Source organism: Acinetobacter sp. ANC 3781 (assembly GCF_004331285.1).
Taxonomy (GTDB): domain Bacteria; phylum Pseudomonadota; class Gammaproteobacteria; order Pseudomonadales; family Moraxellaceae; genus Acinetobacter.
The window spans coordinates 1-14560 of sequence record NZ_SJOH01000031.1; the positions used below are offsets into that span (position 1 = coordinate 1).

Here is a 14560-nt window from a genome sequence, read left to right on the forward strand (position 1 = left end):
AAAAATTTTATATATAAAAATTAGTTACTCATATACCAATTATTTTTAGATACATAAACCATTTACAATCCCCATTCAAAAAATAAATATATAAATCAGGCTTTAAAATAAAAAATAATATAACTAAACAAATTCTATATATTCAATACGGTATTTATTAAAAAGCTTATTAATTGAATTAAAAAACGTGAATGATGAAATTAGAGGAATTAATTAGCGAAGATGGTATTGTGAATGGAGCGAATGGCAAAATTAGAATGAGTTTCCACCCCAAAGAATTAAGCTGGATTCCTTTTAACCAAGGTGATTATGGGATTTTAAAAATTTATGCGCATTACTCACTGGATTAGTCGGTGAACCTGACCTAAAGTACTTATGGGCTATCGCGATGTGAGCTTAGTTAAAGCGACTAAACAAGAATATTTAAATTATGTAAAAGCTTAGACAATGATCTATTTGAATTCATTCATACTGTATGTCGTAAAAGGGTGTATTTAACTAAGTTGATAAAATTCAAATTAATAAAAAAGCACCCTAAGGTGCTTTTTATACAACATTTTTTGACTAATTCAACATTTGCCCAAAAGCATAAATAACAAGCATTAGCATAAGAGCTGATGAGGAAGTTAATAATAATTCTAGTGTGCTCATCATCTACTACCCCCCTATATAAAGTGGATTACTTTTTATACCCCTATTATACTCACCAATAAATGACAAAAAGTGACATAAAGCGCTCACAAAACTACAAAAATATAAAAATTAATTTCTTTACATCTATTTCTATATAAATATAAAATCCCAAATTTTTTAATCCGTAAGGCACATTCAAGCATTGTACATATCAAATCATATTTTTTATTATATAAATGAGTCATTAAAAGAGAATTTTCATTGATACAAAACCACACCTGTAAACAGATGATCAGATAGCAAAAAAACCGCCTTTTAGGCGGTTTTAATTTAGATCAGTGATTATTTATATGTTTAATTCACACGTGAGGTGAATCGGAACATTTCATTAACACCTGTATAGAAGCTACGACCATCAAGATTTAAATCGATTTCAACACCAGATTGAAGTAAAACTTTCTTTCCAACTTCAACCCATTTAAACCCATCGCGAGTACTTTGCATTTTTTTTGAAGGAACCAGCGATACAATAATTTCACTACCATTTACAGATTTTGCTACTAAATTTTCAATTATATTCAACATTTACACCAATTTTTTCAACATATACAGAAACGCCACCATTGGCATTTCAAAATAACAACCTTAATTTTGATAACTCAGATTAAATAAGACTTATATCAATTTAAAAAAAGAACACTTTCATGTCATTTTTATTGTTGATGCAATTATAACAGAAATACTGATTTAAATACTAAATTTTATCGATCAAACCAATAGTAATTGCATCAAAATATTTCAAAAAGTGAAGACATCCCTTCATTTATAGCTTTTAAAATTTACTGGTGTTGCGCCATGAAGTAGTCTGCAATCAAGCGCGCTGCCCATGATTTCGTGTGATTTAAACCCTCATAAAAACCACAATGGCTACCCTTTTTCGTGGTAACCACCATAATATTTGACATCTGTTGGATAGCTTCTTTAAAGGGATCAAAATTTTGGATATGGCACACTGGATCATCCTCTGCATTTAAAATCATGAGTGGGATGCTGACATTTCCAAATACCAAAATCGGATTAGTTGCCTGATTATAGTCCTCAAAACTGCTATAGCCTGCCAGTTCAAAACATTGATACTGAAATTCTAACAGGCTTGTACTAGCCAAGACCTGCGACAGAGATGCCGTTTTTTCCCACGTCGCCGTATAGGGGTAAATAAAAGACTTAAAAAGCTTTTTGGTCATCACCTTGCTGTAGAAAGGATGGACATTTTTAAAGCCATGTTCAGTGTCATAGCCTGGACAAAGCGCAAAAGCGGCTTTAAATGGAGTTTGCTCTCCTTCTTCTCCCAAATAGCGCACCAACAATCCAGTACCCGCAGATGAACCTACTGCGTATAGAGGAGAAGCTGGAAATTTTGTTTGAATATGTAGAATCTGTTCACGCAAATCATCCGTTGAACCAAATATAGAAATCTTCGGTATCGGCATAGGTAAGTTGGCATGACCACGACGCAAACACAATGCTACACGCCAACCTGTATGTTGATGTAAGTCACGCACTAGTTCTGACATACTTTCAGGTGTACCAGTCAGCGTATGCATTAATATAATAGTCGGGGTATCTACCGGGAGATCCAGCCCATACCAGGCAATACCTGTGACACCACCATCCGACATCTTTAACTGTTCAATGGCATCATATTTAAGCTGAATGGTTTTCTTTTTAATCAAGTCAAAATACATCAAATGCAAATGCGTATTTGACAACCACGGCGTTGGACGATATTTCTGTTTCAGTTGAGGCAAAACATCAAGGATTTGCCGTGCTTCACCTTGTGGATTGAAATACAGCGTAGGAAATTCTGCACCGGTCATCTGATCGACAATTTCTTGTGCCAAAACACTAATTTTTTTGACTAAAAATCTCATATTGGCTCCACCTTAATCATGATGCAACTCAAAATACTTAGTACATGTCAGTCCATTAACAGCTTGTATATTTACTATACTCTTTATGCTTTTGGCATAAAAGCAGCCATGCGTTGTCCCATCTGTGCCGCCAATGCTTCTAAACCACTCTTAGGACGTAGCATCACCTCAAAATCAACAATTTGACCGTGTTCATTGAAAAGAATCATATCGATGCCTTTGAGTTTCTTTTCACCGACATTGGCTGAAAACTCCAGTACCGCGCTTAATCCATCTTCTGTATAGAACTCACGGTGATAAGTAAAGTTTTCAAAGATCTGAATGACATTGGTCAAGATAAAAAATACCACTTGCTTACCCGGATAAGGGTTAAATGCCACTGGTGAGCGGAAAACCACATCTTCAGCAAGCAGATCATTCAAGATAGACATATCACGTGTTTCAAGCATTTCATGCCAGCGTTGAAGTGATGCTCGAGTATTTGTTAAAGCCATTTTATTTCCTCTCTTTCTATCCATTGTTTCATTCTATTTATCCCCTCACCTCAACCCTCTCCCTTGAAGAGAAGGAGTATTTATTACCCATTTAAAACCAAGGGAGATTCCCTCTCCTTTTAAGAGATAAGAATTTTCAAAATATATTTTGAGTTCTTTAGGGAAAGGGCTATTTCTTGTTAAATCACTGCCGCCAAATCAGCGCCTTGACGAATCGCACGTTTTGCATCCAACTCACCGGCTTCTTTGGCACCACCAATCAAATGTACGTTTTTACCATCTGCTTTAAGCTGATCAAACATGGCAGTAAACGGTTCCTGACCAGCACAGATCACCACGTTATCAACTTCTAATACTGTTGGCTGACCATTGACCAAAACATGTAAACCTTGATCATCAATCTTTTCATAGTTTACGCCTGCAATCATTTTTACTTCACGGTGTTTTAAACCTGTACGGTGAATCCAGCCTGTGGTTTTACCCAAGCCTGCACCTACGGAATTGGTTTTACGCTGCAATAAGTAAATTTCACGATTGGATTGTTCTAATTGAGCTGCTTTCAAACCACCGACATTTTCATAAGTGGTATCAATTCCCCATTCATTATAAAATTTTTCCGGATTCAGACTTGCACTATCACCTTCATGAGTTAAATATTCAGCTGTATCGAAGCCAATGCCGCCTGCACCAATAATGGCGACACGTTGTCCAACTGGCTTACGTTCTTTTAATACTTCCAGATAAGTTAGGACTTTTGGATGATCAATACCCTCAATCTCTAAATGGCGTGGAGTTACACCTGTTGCGACTACGATTTCATCAAACTCTGATTCAGTCAGTTCGTTATAAGTCGCTTGATGATTTAGACGTAACTTAATATTAGGAAGTAATTCAATTCTACGTTTAAAATAACGTAGTGTTTCATAGAATTCTTCTTTGCCCGGAATGGTTTTGGCAATATTAAACTGACCACCAATCTGATTGGCCGCTTCGAAAATAGTGACCTGATGTCCACGTTCTGCCGCATAGGTAGCAAAACTTAAACCAGCCGGACCCGCACCAATTACTGCAATATTTTTTGCAACGGCGGTTTCTTTAAAGATTAATTCTGTTTCATAACATGCGCGTGGATTGACCAGACAAGTTGCAATTTTCATCGAGAAAATATGATCTAAACAAGCCTGATTACAGCCAATACAGGTATTAATTTCATCACTACGACCTTGTTCCGCTTTTTGCACAAAAAATGCATCAGCAAGCATTGGACGCGCCATAGAAATCATATCGGCATGCCCTGAAGCCAAAACATGCTCTGCCATTTCTGGGGTATTAATACGGTTTGAAGTAATCAGTGGAAGCTTGACCAGACCTTTCAGTTTTTCTGTCACCCAGGTAAATGCTGCACGCGGCACTTTGGTGGCAATAGTCGGAATACGTGCTTCATGCCAGCCAATACCGGTATTGATAATGGTCGCACCCGCTTTTTCAATTTCTTTCGCCAGTTGTACCACTTCATCAAAAGTTGAACCGCCCTCAACCAGATCCAGCATGGATAAACGATAAATAATAATAAAGTTTTCACCGACTGCTTCACGGGTACGCTTTACAATTTCAATTGGGAAACGAATACGCTTTTCATAGCTCCCCCCCCATTCATCATCACGATGGTTGGTCCGTGCAGCAATAAACTCATTAATCAAATAACCTTCAGAACCCATGATTTCTACACCATCGTAGCCCGCATATTGTGCCCATTTGGCACAGTGAGCAAAATCTGCAATGGTCTGGTTTACTTCAGCGGTAGTTAAGGCATGCGGTTTACTTAAATTAATCGGTGCTTGAATAGCGGACGGCGCAACTAAATCGGGCTGATAAGAATAACGTCCGGTATGTAAAATTTGCATGGCAATTTTGCCACCTGCATTATGCACCGCTTTAGTAATCACTTGATGCTTTTCAGCTTCTTCACGACTGTCTAATTTAGCTCCACCAGCAAAGGTCAGACCTGCGTCATTCGGTGAAATACCCCCAGTCACAATCAGCCCTACACCGCCTTGAGCACGTTCAGCATAAAATGCGGCCATACGGTCATAACCACCGGGTGCTTCTTCCAAGCCTACGTGCATAGATCCCATCAAGACACGGTTTTTTAATGTGGTAAAGCCTAAATCTAAAGGTGCTAACAAATGAGGGTAATTAGACATATGATCTCCTTGGCGTGCTATTTGAGCTAGCGAATAGTGTGCTTAATGCAACTTGTTGCATAATTTATATTCTAGATTTGATTTTTATGCAACATGTTGCATAATGATCAAGTAAATTTTTACTGACTGAGTGGTTTATGTCTTTAGCCCATGTTTTATTGACCAGCTTAATTGAAAAACCAAGTACGGGAATTGATTTAGCACGTCGCTTTGACCGTTCCATGGGCTTCTTCTGGAATGCAACGCATCAGCAAATTTATCGTGAACTTAGTGGCATGCAACAAAAAAACTGGATCTCCACCATTGAAGAGCATAATGCCACTAGCCGTAAAAAAACCTATCAAGTTGAAAAATTGGGTCGTACTGAATTAGCGGAATGGATGGTTAAACAAAGTCCTCCAGCACAATTACGCGAAGAGTTAATGGTTCGACTACGTGCTGAAGCTCAATTGGGTGGCAACACTGTACTGCCTGAATTAGAACGGCATCTGATTTTACACAAAGAAAATCTAAAAATTTACCAAACAATTTTTGCAAAAGATTTCGCCAATAGGCAAGATCAAGATCGGACCCAATTTATTCATAAAATGATTCTACAACTTGGCATTGATTTAGAAGTAGGTTGGATACATTGGTTAGAAACCATGATCCCACAATTAAAAGCATTCAATGAACAATAATAACTCAAGGAACTAATCATGCCCCATTACCGTATGCCAGATGGCGAACAACTTTTTGTCCGCGAATTTGGACAAGGACAGCCGGTATTAGTTCTATCCGGTTTGGGCATGCATAGTTGGCAATGGCTTCCTTTCTTATATCCCCAAGCCAAGAACCATAAATTCATTATCCCCGATTGGCGTGGTTTTGGTGGCTCACAACGTTGCAGCATTCCTGAAATGGATGCCATTTCCAGTCACTGGCGCGATATAGACAGCTTGATTGAACAACTTCAGTTAGATCAATTCTCCTTGATTGCTTATTCCATGGGGGCAACAACGGCCATGCATGGTATGCAATACAGTAACTTAAATGCAAAATTAACGCGTTACCTGCATATTGATCAAACACCCAAGATTTCGGTCGATGACACTTGGCAACACGGTTTATTTAGCCAGCAACAGCCTCAATTTAAACAGCTCTTGACGGAGATTTCGCAACTGCTTTCGGCAAAATCTCATGCACTTCAATTATCTGATCTCGATTCAAGCTCTCGACAACACTTATTAGAACTTTGGCTGCGTTTTCTTCAGCTCCAAACCAGTAATAAGTTCACACCTTTAATTTTTAACATGGCATTAAAACAGCCAAAATTACAGTCCCTCATTTTACCCATGCAGCGTTTGGATTATTTAGCATGGTATATCAATAATTATTTATATCATAACGAAGACTATCGTAACGCTATTGCACAGCTTGCTTGTCCAAGTACTTTTTTTATTGGCGCAGAATCCAAGCTCTATCCAGCAGCAGGACAAAAAATAATTGCCAATAGCGTAAAAAGCTCCAAACAGATTATTTTTGAGAAGTCCGGGCATACACCGTTAATCAGTGAACCACTCAAATTCGGTCGCGAAATTGCACATTTTCTGCAAGATTAACGATAAAACTGCGGAATGTTAAAAAATTTGACGATCATATTTGATCGCTTCCAGATCATAGACTTGATAAACACTGTCGAATAGTGAACGGATATATTCATTGTCCTCTGCATTGCGAATAATCAAAAATACCGGACTTACCGCAGCATCGTCCAAGATAGGAATATACTCCAGATGCTTGAACTGTATGGTTTTCGCGCTTTCCGGAACAATACACAGTCCTTCGCCTGCAGCCACCAACCCTAAAGCCAGGTGAATGTCGTCTACCAGAGTTAAATTCTTTGGTTCTAAACCATATTCTGAAAATAATCCTTTCATTTGGGTAGAAAAACTTGGCTTGGGGCGATTGGGATATAAGAGCAAATTTTCATCGACAATTTCTTCGAGCTTGACTCCTTGTTTTTTTTGAGCAAGCGCATGACTGGCATGCACAGCCATCATTAACGGTTCTTCACGCAACAAAATTCGCTTGATTAAGGGGTCAGAAATTCGAACCCGACCAAAACTGGCATCAATACGGCCTTCTTTAAGCGCCTCCACTTGCTCCATCGCATTCATTCGAATCATGTTAATCTTTAAATACGGCTGTTGCTGGCGAAATAAATACACCACTCGAGGTAATAGCCCATACAATAATGATCCCCCAAAACCTATGGTCAGGGTTCTTTTTATTACGCCTTCACGCATGGTAATCGACTTTAACTGTTCCGCACTGGATAACAGCTTGACCGCTTGCTGATAAAAAAAATGTCCTACTGCGGTAGGTTTTAATGGACGACTTCCACGCTCAAACAGCAAAGTACCGAGTTCAGTTTCAAGATTTTGAATTTGACGACTTAAAGGCGGTTGGGCAATAAATAATTTTTCAGCAGCCTTGGTAAAACTCTGCTCTTCCACTACGGTAACAAAATAGCGTAAATGCCTTAATTCCATGACATTTTTCCTTTATTTCAATCTACATTTTTATAAGAAGATGCCTAACCACGCCTTATCAATTAAGCAATGCTTAACCAGAAATATTTAACCGCTAACATAAACAAATGTTTTATATCCCGCTATTCCACTTTAGCCTTGTAATCTCAATAAGATAGAGCAGTAAAATTGGAAAAAATAAACAAATTAAAATTGACAAACTGCAACGATAAACCTTTAATTCTAAATATTGTTGCATAAATGGAATTCTTAAATGCTGTCTGATCTTGATGATTTTTATTGCTTTGCCTTGGTCGTTGAACATGGAGGATTTAGTGCAGCAGAACGCGCGACCGATATCCCCAAATCAAAATTAAGTCGTCGCGTTTATAATCTTGAAGAGCATTTGGGGGTTCGGTTAATTCAACGCAGTTCACGCCATTTTGCAGTCACTGATATTGGGATGAATATTTACCGACATGCGCAAGTCATGATCAATGCTGCCCAAGCTGCACACGACTTGGTCGATCATCTCAGTATTCAACCGCGTGGTGTCATAAAGGTCAGTCTACCTGTTTCAATCGCGCAAAATGAAATTGCAAAGATTCTGCCTCAATTCCTGAAAACCTATCCGGAAATCAAAATCCAGCTCATTGTGAGTAATCGCCGTGTCGATATCATCAATGAAGGCATTGATATTGCGTTACGTGTTCGTTCAAATTTAGATGATGATCCAAGTCTGGTGATACGTAAATTCGAAAACATCGAACAACACTTATTTGCCAGTCAGGCCTATCTAAATGAATTTGGTGAATTAAGACAACCGGAAGATTTAAGCCAGCATCACATCCTGAGTATGGTAGATGAACATCTCGATCAGCATATTGTGGTACACGATGAACATAATCAGCAAAAAAAAATCAAGGTAAACCCGCTGGTGATGGGATCTGATCTAATGATGCTGGCGCAACTGACAAGACAAAACTGTGGTATTGCCTTATTGCCTGACACTATTGTGGAGGATTACGTCCAAAGCGGTGAATTAGTTCGTGTGCTCCCTAGCTGGAAAGCCCCACATGGTATTTTCCATGCTGTTTATCCCTCACGCCGTGGACTACTACCTGCTGTACGTGTCTTTATCGATTATCTAGTAGAACATCTCAATAAATATTAATTTTTCTCATGTCTGATCTATTAAGAGATAATGGCTGAATATTTAAAGCAACCTTGCCTACAATTTTCAGCCATCAATTAACAAAATATAAAACGATGATCAAAAATAAAGAATGACACATCACTTGATGTAGTAAGAAATTTTCGATAAAAAAAAGCTTACCCGAGTTGGATAAGCCTATAAACTTTGAAAAAGAAACTACAGCTAGAATCTATAGGTACATAGTACGAAAAAAGTGAAGTGAAATCTAATACTTAATACATCTTATAGAAAAATAGAAGAAAAATATTTTATAAAAAAAACAATAATATATATTTGTAAGTAATAGTTTTTAAAACTTTATTAAGCTATAAAATAGACCGCTTTTCACAAAAAAAACAGTCTATTTCATTTAAATCTTGTTCATTAAATTTCAGGATATGAACCCGTACCCTCTGGCCAAGGAGATAAAAGCTCAAAACCGGTATCAGTCACAGCAACCATATGTTCCCATTGTGCAGTCAAAGAGCGATCTGCTGTAACCACTGTCCAGCCATCTTTAAGCTCTTTTACACGTGGCTTACCGGCATTGACCATCGGTTCAATAGTAAAGACCATACCTTTTTTAAGTATAAGCCCCTGACCCGGTTGACCATAATGTAAAACATTCGGTTGTTCGTGGTAAATCTTGCCAATGCCGTGACCGCAGTATTCACGCACAATACTATAACCTTCACGATGGGCAACCGATTGAATTGCAAAACCGATATCACCGAGCGTTGCACCCGGTTTTACTGCATGAATGCCTGCTACCATCGCTTCATAGGTGGTTTCAACCAGTTTTTTAGCTTCAGGCTTAACTGTACCGACGTAATACATACGACTGGTATCACCAAAATAATCATCTTTAATAATTGCAACGTCAATATTGATAATATCGCCATCTTGCAAAATGGTATTTGGCGATGGAATACCGTGACAAACCACTTCATTGGGTGAAATACAGGTGGTTTTGGTATAACCATAATAGCCAACATTAGCGGGAATTACTTTTAAGGTATTTACAATAAAATCATTACAAATATCATCCAGATATTCTGTACTTACGCCCGGCTTGACATACTTCCCTATCATTTCTAAAACCTGAGCAGCCAAACGCCCTGAAATACGCAGTTTCTCGAGATCTTGCTCAGTTTTAATAGTAATAGTGGAAGCTTTCATTGCATCATCCTCATAAATAAGGTTTATGATTATAGACCTTTTCCTAATTTTTTGTTTAATTACAGTGCGTAAAGGAAAATGGTACTACCTTTCAAGGTTTTAATGACTAACTTATATACATTTAAACTGTCATTACAAAAAAATTAAAATAGTACGTAAGACTTTAAAATAGAAAACAATTTTTCCTTATTTTTTTATTTTCCACCCAATAATCAACAATATAAATCAACCGAAATTTAGCCATTTGTTTATATATCTGTATATGTATATAAATAAAAATCATAACCTCAATAAAATAAATTACCAAAATACTTTTCTATCCTCTAAAATTGCCTCTTTTGATCAATCCCTCTCCCCTCTATGACAAGTCTCCGTACAAGAGATATCATTGCTTTAGGTTTTATGACCTTTGCACTTTTCATTGGTGCCGGCAATATTATCTTTCCTCCGATTGTCGCTCAACAAGCGGGTGAGCATGTATGGTTAGCTGCTTTAGGTTTCCTAATCACTGCAGTTGGTCTACCTGTCATCACCATTATGGCGTTATCGCGTGTAGAAGGATCCATCCAAAACTTAAGTTCTCCTTTAGGCAAAATCGCGAGTCTGATTTTAACTATAGTGTGTTACTTAGCGGTTGGCCCTTTGTTTGCAACTCCACGTACAGCAACGGTTTCTTATGAAATCGGTTTTTCCTCTTATTTTGGTACAGCAAGTAGCAGCCTGCTCATTTACAGTGCAATTTATTTTGCCATTGTAACTGTGGTGTCTTTATACCCAAATAAACTGTTAGATACGGTAGGTCACTTCCTTGCACCCTTAAAGATCATTTCTTTGGCTGTATTAGGTATCGCAGCATTTGCAATTCCTGCCGGTTTTATTCCACCCGCAATTAATAATTATGTGACTGCTCCTGTTTCTGAAGGCTTTGTTAATGGCTACTTAACCATGGACACTTTAGGCGCATTGGTCTTTGGTATTGTCATTATTCACGCGATTCATTCACGTGGTGTAACTGATAAAAAACTGGTGACTAAATATGCAGTGATCGCAAGTTTGATTTCTGGTGTAGGTTTAACACTAGTTTACTTAAGCCTGTTTAAATTAGGCTTAGGCAGTCACGAAGTGGCTCCAAATGCAGCAAATGGTGCAGTGATCCTGCATGCATATGTGCAACATGCGTTTGGTGATGCTGGCTCTCTGTTCTTAACCGGAATGATTTTTCTTGCCTGTATGGTTACAGCCATTGGTCTCACCTGTGCATGTGCAGAATATTTCTCAGAACTGACTAAAGCGCCTTATAAAATCTTGGTTTTTATTTTGGTAGGCTTCTCATTTATCATTTCAAACCTGGGTTTAACCAAACTTATTGCAGTGTCTGTGCCTGTATTAAGTGCAATTTACCCACCCGCTATTGTCGTCATTTTACTGAGCTTCTTCTGGAAATTTTTCAATAAACCTGCTTACGTTGTTGCACCTGTAACCGCGATTGCATTTTTATTTGGCATACTGGATGGACTTAAAGTTGCAGGTTTCAATTTACCTGAAATTATTCAGCATTTACCTTTAAACGCACAAAATTTAGCATGGCTTATTCCATCAACCGTTGTGCTGATTATTGCTATTGTGATCGACAAAGTTAAAAAGTAACCGAAAACTGATGTCGTTAAAATCGAGTTTTACCCAAACATGATTTTAAGCGTGATCAATAAAACATCCTGTTTTACCCAAGCAGAGTTTTATTGTTTACATCTCTAATTGACACAGTTTTCTGTATATACCTTATTCTAAAAAAAATTAGCGATTCATCGTTATTTACCCCAGTACCTTTCCCTTCAATATGCTGTATTGCATGCTCTTGGCATCAATATTGCTATCTTATATATCTACTATTGTTGAATAAAGCTTATTTATTAAAAAGTGCTACTATAAAATCTGGTCGATTTATGGACTAAAAATGTCAAATATCGACGTTTTGAATAAAATTAGCAGATGAATTTATGCACTAACATAGTTTTATGACAAATTAATGACATTTGCTATTGAAATTCTAATAAATAAGAAGTACAACATTAGAAGCTAATCTGACTAAAACAATTAGGTTTAGGTCAAAAAAACCACAGGAGGGGTGGAGATGTTATCATTACATTTCAATAAAGAAATCTTCATTAACGCTCTAAAAGCAAACAAGAACATGGTCACCTATTTGAGTACTACTGTTGCTCTGCTTGTGACATTAATATTCCATGGTTTAATTCAAGGCAATTTAAAACCTGAATTCTTTATGTATGCTTTTATTGTTTCAGTTGCCTTTTATATTTGGGCTGTGATCGATCAAAAGTATCGTCAACAGAAACACAGCAATTCTACAGAATAAAAGATGGGTGACTATCACCCATCTTAAAAAGAAAAATCTAAAAAACTTATAAAGATTATCTATTTAAACCTCCTTGATTACAATCTATTCAAACCTATTATTGCACCAAGCAACAATCCTGCTGTCGCTCCCAATTCTCCAATCACTAAAAAAATCATCGCACTGCTGAGCATCCATTTTGGTAAATGCCAACGCCCCATCTGATGCGGCTGTTTAAACTGATTGGTGGTATCTTTTAACCAACCATGGAGCACATAACTTAAAATTGAAAAACTAAAAAAGAATAGATTGATCAACACAAAGATTAAGTTCAATTCCTCTGCCCAGACTGAAAAAAATGCCAATACCGCAATAATTAAACTGGCGGGTGCATAAAGCAAACTGCTTCTATGGGCAATATCAACATAATAATGGGCACGTGCCTGTTCAGAATGACTGATCTGATAATATTTCCATATCCCAGTCAGCATGCCCACCCAAAGAAAAATACCGCTAAATATAATGGCAAGCGAAACAGATTGCTCTAAACTTCCAATATCCATTGATTTATATCCATATTTTTAGAGTGCTATTCTGACTTCAAAGTCATCATTTGCGCAAGTTTCTTTTTAGAACTTGGGTACAGTAGTAACAAGATAAATTTAAAGAATGTTCTACTATGAGTCTTTTTGAAACATTAGAAATCAGCTGTAAAGATGGATATTCTCTCAGTGGACGTTTTTACCCAAAACAAAATCCAAGTCAAAATAATTATCCCGTTTTAATTTGCCCTGCAACGGGTATCACCCAACATTTCTACCAGGCTTTTGCAGAATGGTTGGCTACGCAAGGTTATGATGTTTTAAGTTTTGATTTCCGTGGTATTGGTCGATCCTTACACGGCCCTTTAAACAAGTCTGAGGCGAGTATTGTTAATTGGGGACAGCTTGATATTCCTGCCGCTATAGATACCTTATTATGCAAGACACAATCAGAACAGGTCATTTTATTGGGCCATAGTGCAGGTGGTCAGCTTTTAGGCATTGTGCCAAATTATCAAAAAGTTGCCAAAGTCATTGCGGTTTCAGGCTCTACTGGACATGTAAAAGGTCTAAAAGGTAAAACCAAACTACTTGCCCCCATTATGTTCAATGTTATTTTCCCATTAGCGCGCCTTACCAAAGGCTATGGACCCACTCAAGCCATTGGCATGGGTGAAAACTTACCTAAAGATGTGGCTAAACAATGGGCGCAATTTTGTAGCAAACCGGGTTATGTCATGAATGCGATGGGTAAAACCGTATTTGAAGATTATCACGCTGAAATTAAGTGCCCGATTATCTCGATCTGGTCCTCAGATGATGAAATTGCAACGAAAGCAAACGTAAAAGATTTACTACGCTTGTACCCGAATGCAGATACCCAGATGATCGAACTCAAGCCTAAAAGTTATGAGCATAAAGCAATTGGTCATATGCTGATGTTTAAAAAATCACATCAGAATTTATGGCCAGTAATCGCACAACAATTGACAGTTTAAATCAGATTTAGATGGTTATTTAAAGGCTGCTGTGTTCTAATACACTCAGTTTGAGATGAGCCTCTTACAGTATATGGGCTTGACCTGTATACGACTAGCCCCTAACCATGGGGCTTTTTAATATCTAAAAAAACAATAGTTTATAATTAATAGGTGAAATATTGAGGTAAAGAAGAAGTCATCTTCAGGAAGATTTTCTTTTCTAGAGACTCAATCGAGATACCGTGTGATATTATTTAATTTCAATACTTTTTTTAGTGAGCAAATAGGTATTAATATTTAAGCCCCCCCTCTTCGAATCAAATTTTTTAATTAAGTTTTCGATAAAAAAAGGTTTTTCGAATGAATTCCTTTTTGTTATTAAACTCTACAGATACACCCTCATTGTCCCGAATTTCTTCAACCATTACAGAAGCCTGGACAAATTTTAAATAAACAATATCTCCGATATGAATATTATTCATGTTTTTTTGCCCTATTTATTTATAACACAATGATGTTTTTTAACTTAAAATTAA

14 protein-coding genes are annotated in these 14560 nt (G+C 37.3%); 7 read left to right on the forward strand and 7 right to left on the reverse strand.

Annotated elements, in window-relative coordinates; translation table 11 throughout:
- Positions 1–191 precede the first annotated feature (191 nt).
- Positions 192–350: a lipocalin family protein gene (locus tag E0H89_RS16525; protein WP_165494070.1), complete on the forward strand. Its 159-nt coding sequence runs from the start codon at positions 192–194 to the stop codon at positions 348–350.
- Positions 351–987: 637 nt separating this feature from the next.
- Here the strand turns inward: E0H89_RS16525 and E0H89_RS15945 are convergent.
- The 4 genes from E0H89_RS15945 to E0H89_RS15960 all read right to left on the reverse strand — a co-directional run bounded on the left by E0H89_RS15945 (position 988) and on the right by E0H89_RS15960 (position 5262).
- Positions 988–1218, reverse strand: coding sequence for a hypothetical protein (locus E0H89_RS15945; protein WP_131218448.1), 231 nt, complete (start codon positions 1216–1218; stop codon positions 988–990).
- Between the two features lie 254 nt (positions 1219–1472).
- Complete coding sequence (locus tag E0H89_RS15950; protein ID WP_131218450.1) at positions 1473–2564, reverse strand: YheT family hydrolase; 1092 nt, start codon at positions 2562–2564, stop codon at positions 1473–1475.
- A gap of 83 nt (positions 2565–2647) precedes the next feature.
- Positions 2648–3058, reverse strand: coding sequence for a nuclear transport factor 2 family protein (locus E0H89_RS15955; RefSeq protein WP_131218452.1), 411 nt, complete (start codon positions 3056–3058; stop codon positions 2648–2650).
- A gap of 179 nt (positions 3059–3237) precedes the next feature.
- Positions 3238–5262: an NADPH-dependent 2,4-dienoyl-CoA reductase gene (locus tag E0H89_RS15960; RefSeq protein ID WP_131218454.1), complete on the reverse strand. Its 2025-nt coding sequence runs from the start codon at positions 5260–5262 to the stop codon at positions 3238–3240.
- 137 nt (positions 5263–5399) lie between these two features.
- On the opposite strand from E0H89_RS15960, the gene E0H89_RS15965 reads away from it, so the two are divergent.
- Together E0H89_RS15965 and E0H89_RS15970 are read left to right on the forward strand one after the other, a co-directional pair.
- Positions 5400–5942 carry a PadR family transcriptional regulator gene (locus E0H89_RS15965; RefSeq protein WP_131218456.1) on the forward strand — a complete coding sequence of 181 codons (543 nt, stop codon included), beginning with the start codon at positions 5400–5402 and terminating at the stop codon, positions 5940–5942.
- 18 nt (positions 5943–5960) lie between these two features.
- Positions 5961–6863: an alpha/beta fold hydrolase gene (locus E0H89_RS15970; RefSeq protein ID WP_131218458.1), complete on the forward strand. Its 903-nt coding sequence runs from the start codon at positions 5961–5963 to the stop codon at positions 6861–6863.
- A gap of 18 nt (positions 6864–6881) precedes the next feature.
- Here E0H89_RS15970 and E0H89_RS15975 read toward each other — a convergent pair whose 3' ends face one another.
- Complete coding sequence (locus tag E0H89_RS15975) at positions 6882–7796, reverse strand: LysR family transcriptional regulator (protein ID WP_131218460.1); 915 nt, start codon at positions 7794–7796, stop codon at positions 6882–6884.
- A gap of 253 nt (positions 7797–8049) precedes the next feature.
- Between E0H89_RS15975 and E0H89_RS15980 the strand changes: the two genes are divergently transcribed.
- Positions 8050–8949 (forward strand): LysR family transcriptional regulator, encoded by a 900-nt coding sequence (locus tag E0H89_RS15980; protein ID WP_131218462.1) that lies wholly within the window; start codon positions 8050–8052, stop codon positions 8947–8949.
- Between the two features lie 405 nt (positions 8950–9354).
- Here E0H89_RS15980 and map read toward each other — a convergent pair whose 3' ends face one another.
- Complete coding sequence (map, locus tag E0H89_RS15985) at positions 9355–10149, reverse strand: type I methionyl aminopeptidase (RefSeq protein ID WP_131218464.1); 795 nt, start codon at positions 10147–10149, stop codon at positions 9355–9357.
- Between the two features lie 360 nt (positions 10150–10509).
- Between map and brnQ the strand changes: the two genes are divergently transcribed.
- Positions 10510–11796, forward strand: a complete 1287-nt coding sequence (gene brnQ, locus E0H89_RS15990; RefSeq protein ID WP_131218466.1) for a branched-chain amino acid transport system II carrier protein — start codon at positions 10510–10512, stop codon at positions 11794–11796.
- Positions 11797–12280: 484 nt separating this feature from the next.
- On the forward strand, positions 12281–12523 hold the full coding sequence (locus E0H89_RS15995) for a hypothetical protein (RefSeq protein WP_131218468.1): 243 nt from the start codon (positions 12281–12283) through the stop codon (positions 12521–12523).
- Between the two features lie 77 nt (positions 12524–12600).
- Here E0H89_RS15995 and E0H89_RS16000 read toward each other — a convergent pair whose 3' ends face one another.
- The gene (locus E0H89_RS16000) at positions 12601–13065 is read right to left on the reverse strand and encodes a hypothetical protein (protein ID WP_131218470.1); all 465 of its coding nucleotides are present in this window, start codon (positions 13063–13065) and stop codon (positions 12601–12603) included.
- Between the two features lie 116 nt (positions 13066–13181).
- Between E0H89_RS16000 and E0H89_RS16005 the strand changes: the two genes are divergently transcribed.
- Positions 13182–14042, forward strand: coding sequence for an alpha/beta hydrolase family protein (locus tag E0H89_RS16005; protein WP_131218472.1), 861 nt, complete (start codon positions 13182–13184; stop codon positions 14040–14042).
- Positions 14043–14560 lie beyond the last annotated feature (518 nt).

Coding starts and splice junctions, on each gene's coding strand:
- E0H89_RS16525 (WP_165494070.1), top strand. CDS start 192: ATGATGAAATTAGAGGAATTAATTAGCGAAGATGGTATTGTGAATGGA.
- E0H89_RS15945 (WP_131218448.1), bottom strand. CDS start 1,218: ATGTTGAATATAATTGAAAATTTAGTAGCAAAATCTGTAAATGGTAGT.
- E0H89_RS15950 (WP_131218450.1), bottom strand. CDS start 2,564: ATGAGATTTTTAGTCAAAAAAATTAGTGTTTTGGCACAAGAAATTGTC.
- E0H89_RS15955 (WP_131218452.1), bottom strand. CDS start 3,058: ATGGCTTTAACAAATACTCGAGCATCACTTCAACGCTGGCATGAAATG.
- E0H89_RS15960 (WP_131218454.1), bottom strand. CDS start 5,262: ATGTCTAATTACCCTCATTTGTTAGCACCTTTAGATTTAGGCTTTACC.
- E0H89_RS15965 (WP_131218456.1), top strand. CDS start 5,400: ATGTCTTTAGCCCATGTTTTATTGACCAGCTTAATTGAAAAACCAAGT.
- E0H89_RS15970 (WP_131218458.1), top strand. CDS start 5,961: ATGCCCCATTACCGTATGCCAGATGGCGAACAACTTTTTGTCCGCGAA.
- E0H89_RS15975 (WP_131218460.1), bottom strand. CDS start 7,796: ATGGAATTAAGGCATTTACGCTATTTTGTTACCGTAGTGGAAGAGCAG.
- E0H89_RS15980 (WP_131218462.1), top strand. CDS start 8,050: ATGCTGTCTGATCTTGATGATTTTTATTGCTTTGCCTTGGTCGTTGAA.
- map (WP_131218464.1), bottom strand. CDS start 10,149: ATGAAAGCTTCCACTATTACTATTAAAACTGAGCAAGATCTCGAGAAA.
- brnQ (WP_131218466.1), top strand. CDS start 10,510: ATGACAAGTCTCCGTACAAGAGATATCATTGCTTTAGGTTTTATGACC.
- E0H89_RS15995 (WP_131218468.1), top strand. CDS start 12,281: ATGTTATCATTACATTTCAATAAAGAAATCTTCATTAACGCTCTAAAA.
- E0H89_RS16000 (WP_131218470.1), bottom strand. CDS start 13,065: ATGGATATTGGAAGTTTAGAGCAATCTGTTTCGCTTGCCATTATATTT.
- E0H89_RS16005 (WP_131218472.1), top strand. CDS start 13,182: ATGAGTCTTTTTGAAACATTAGAAATCAGCTGTAAAGATGGATATTCT.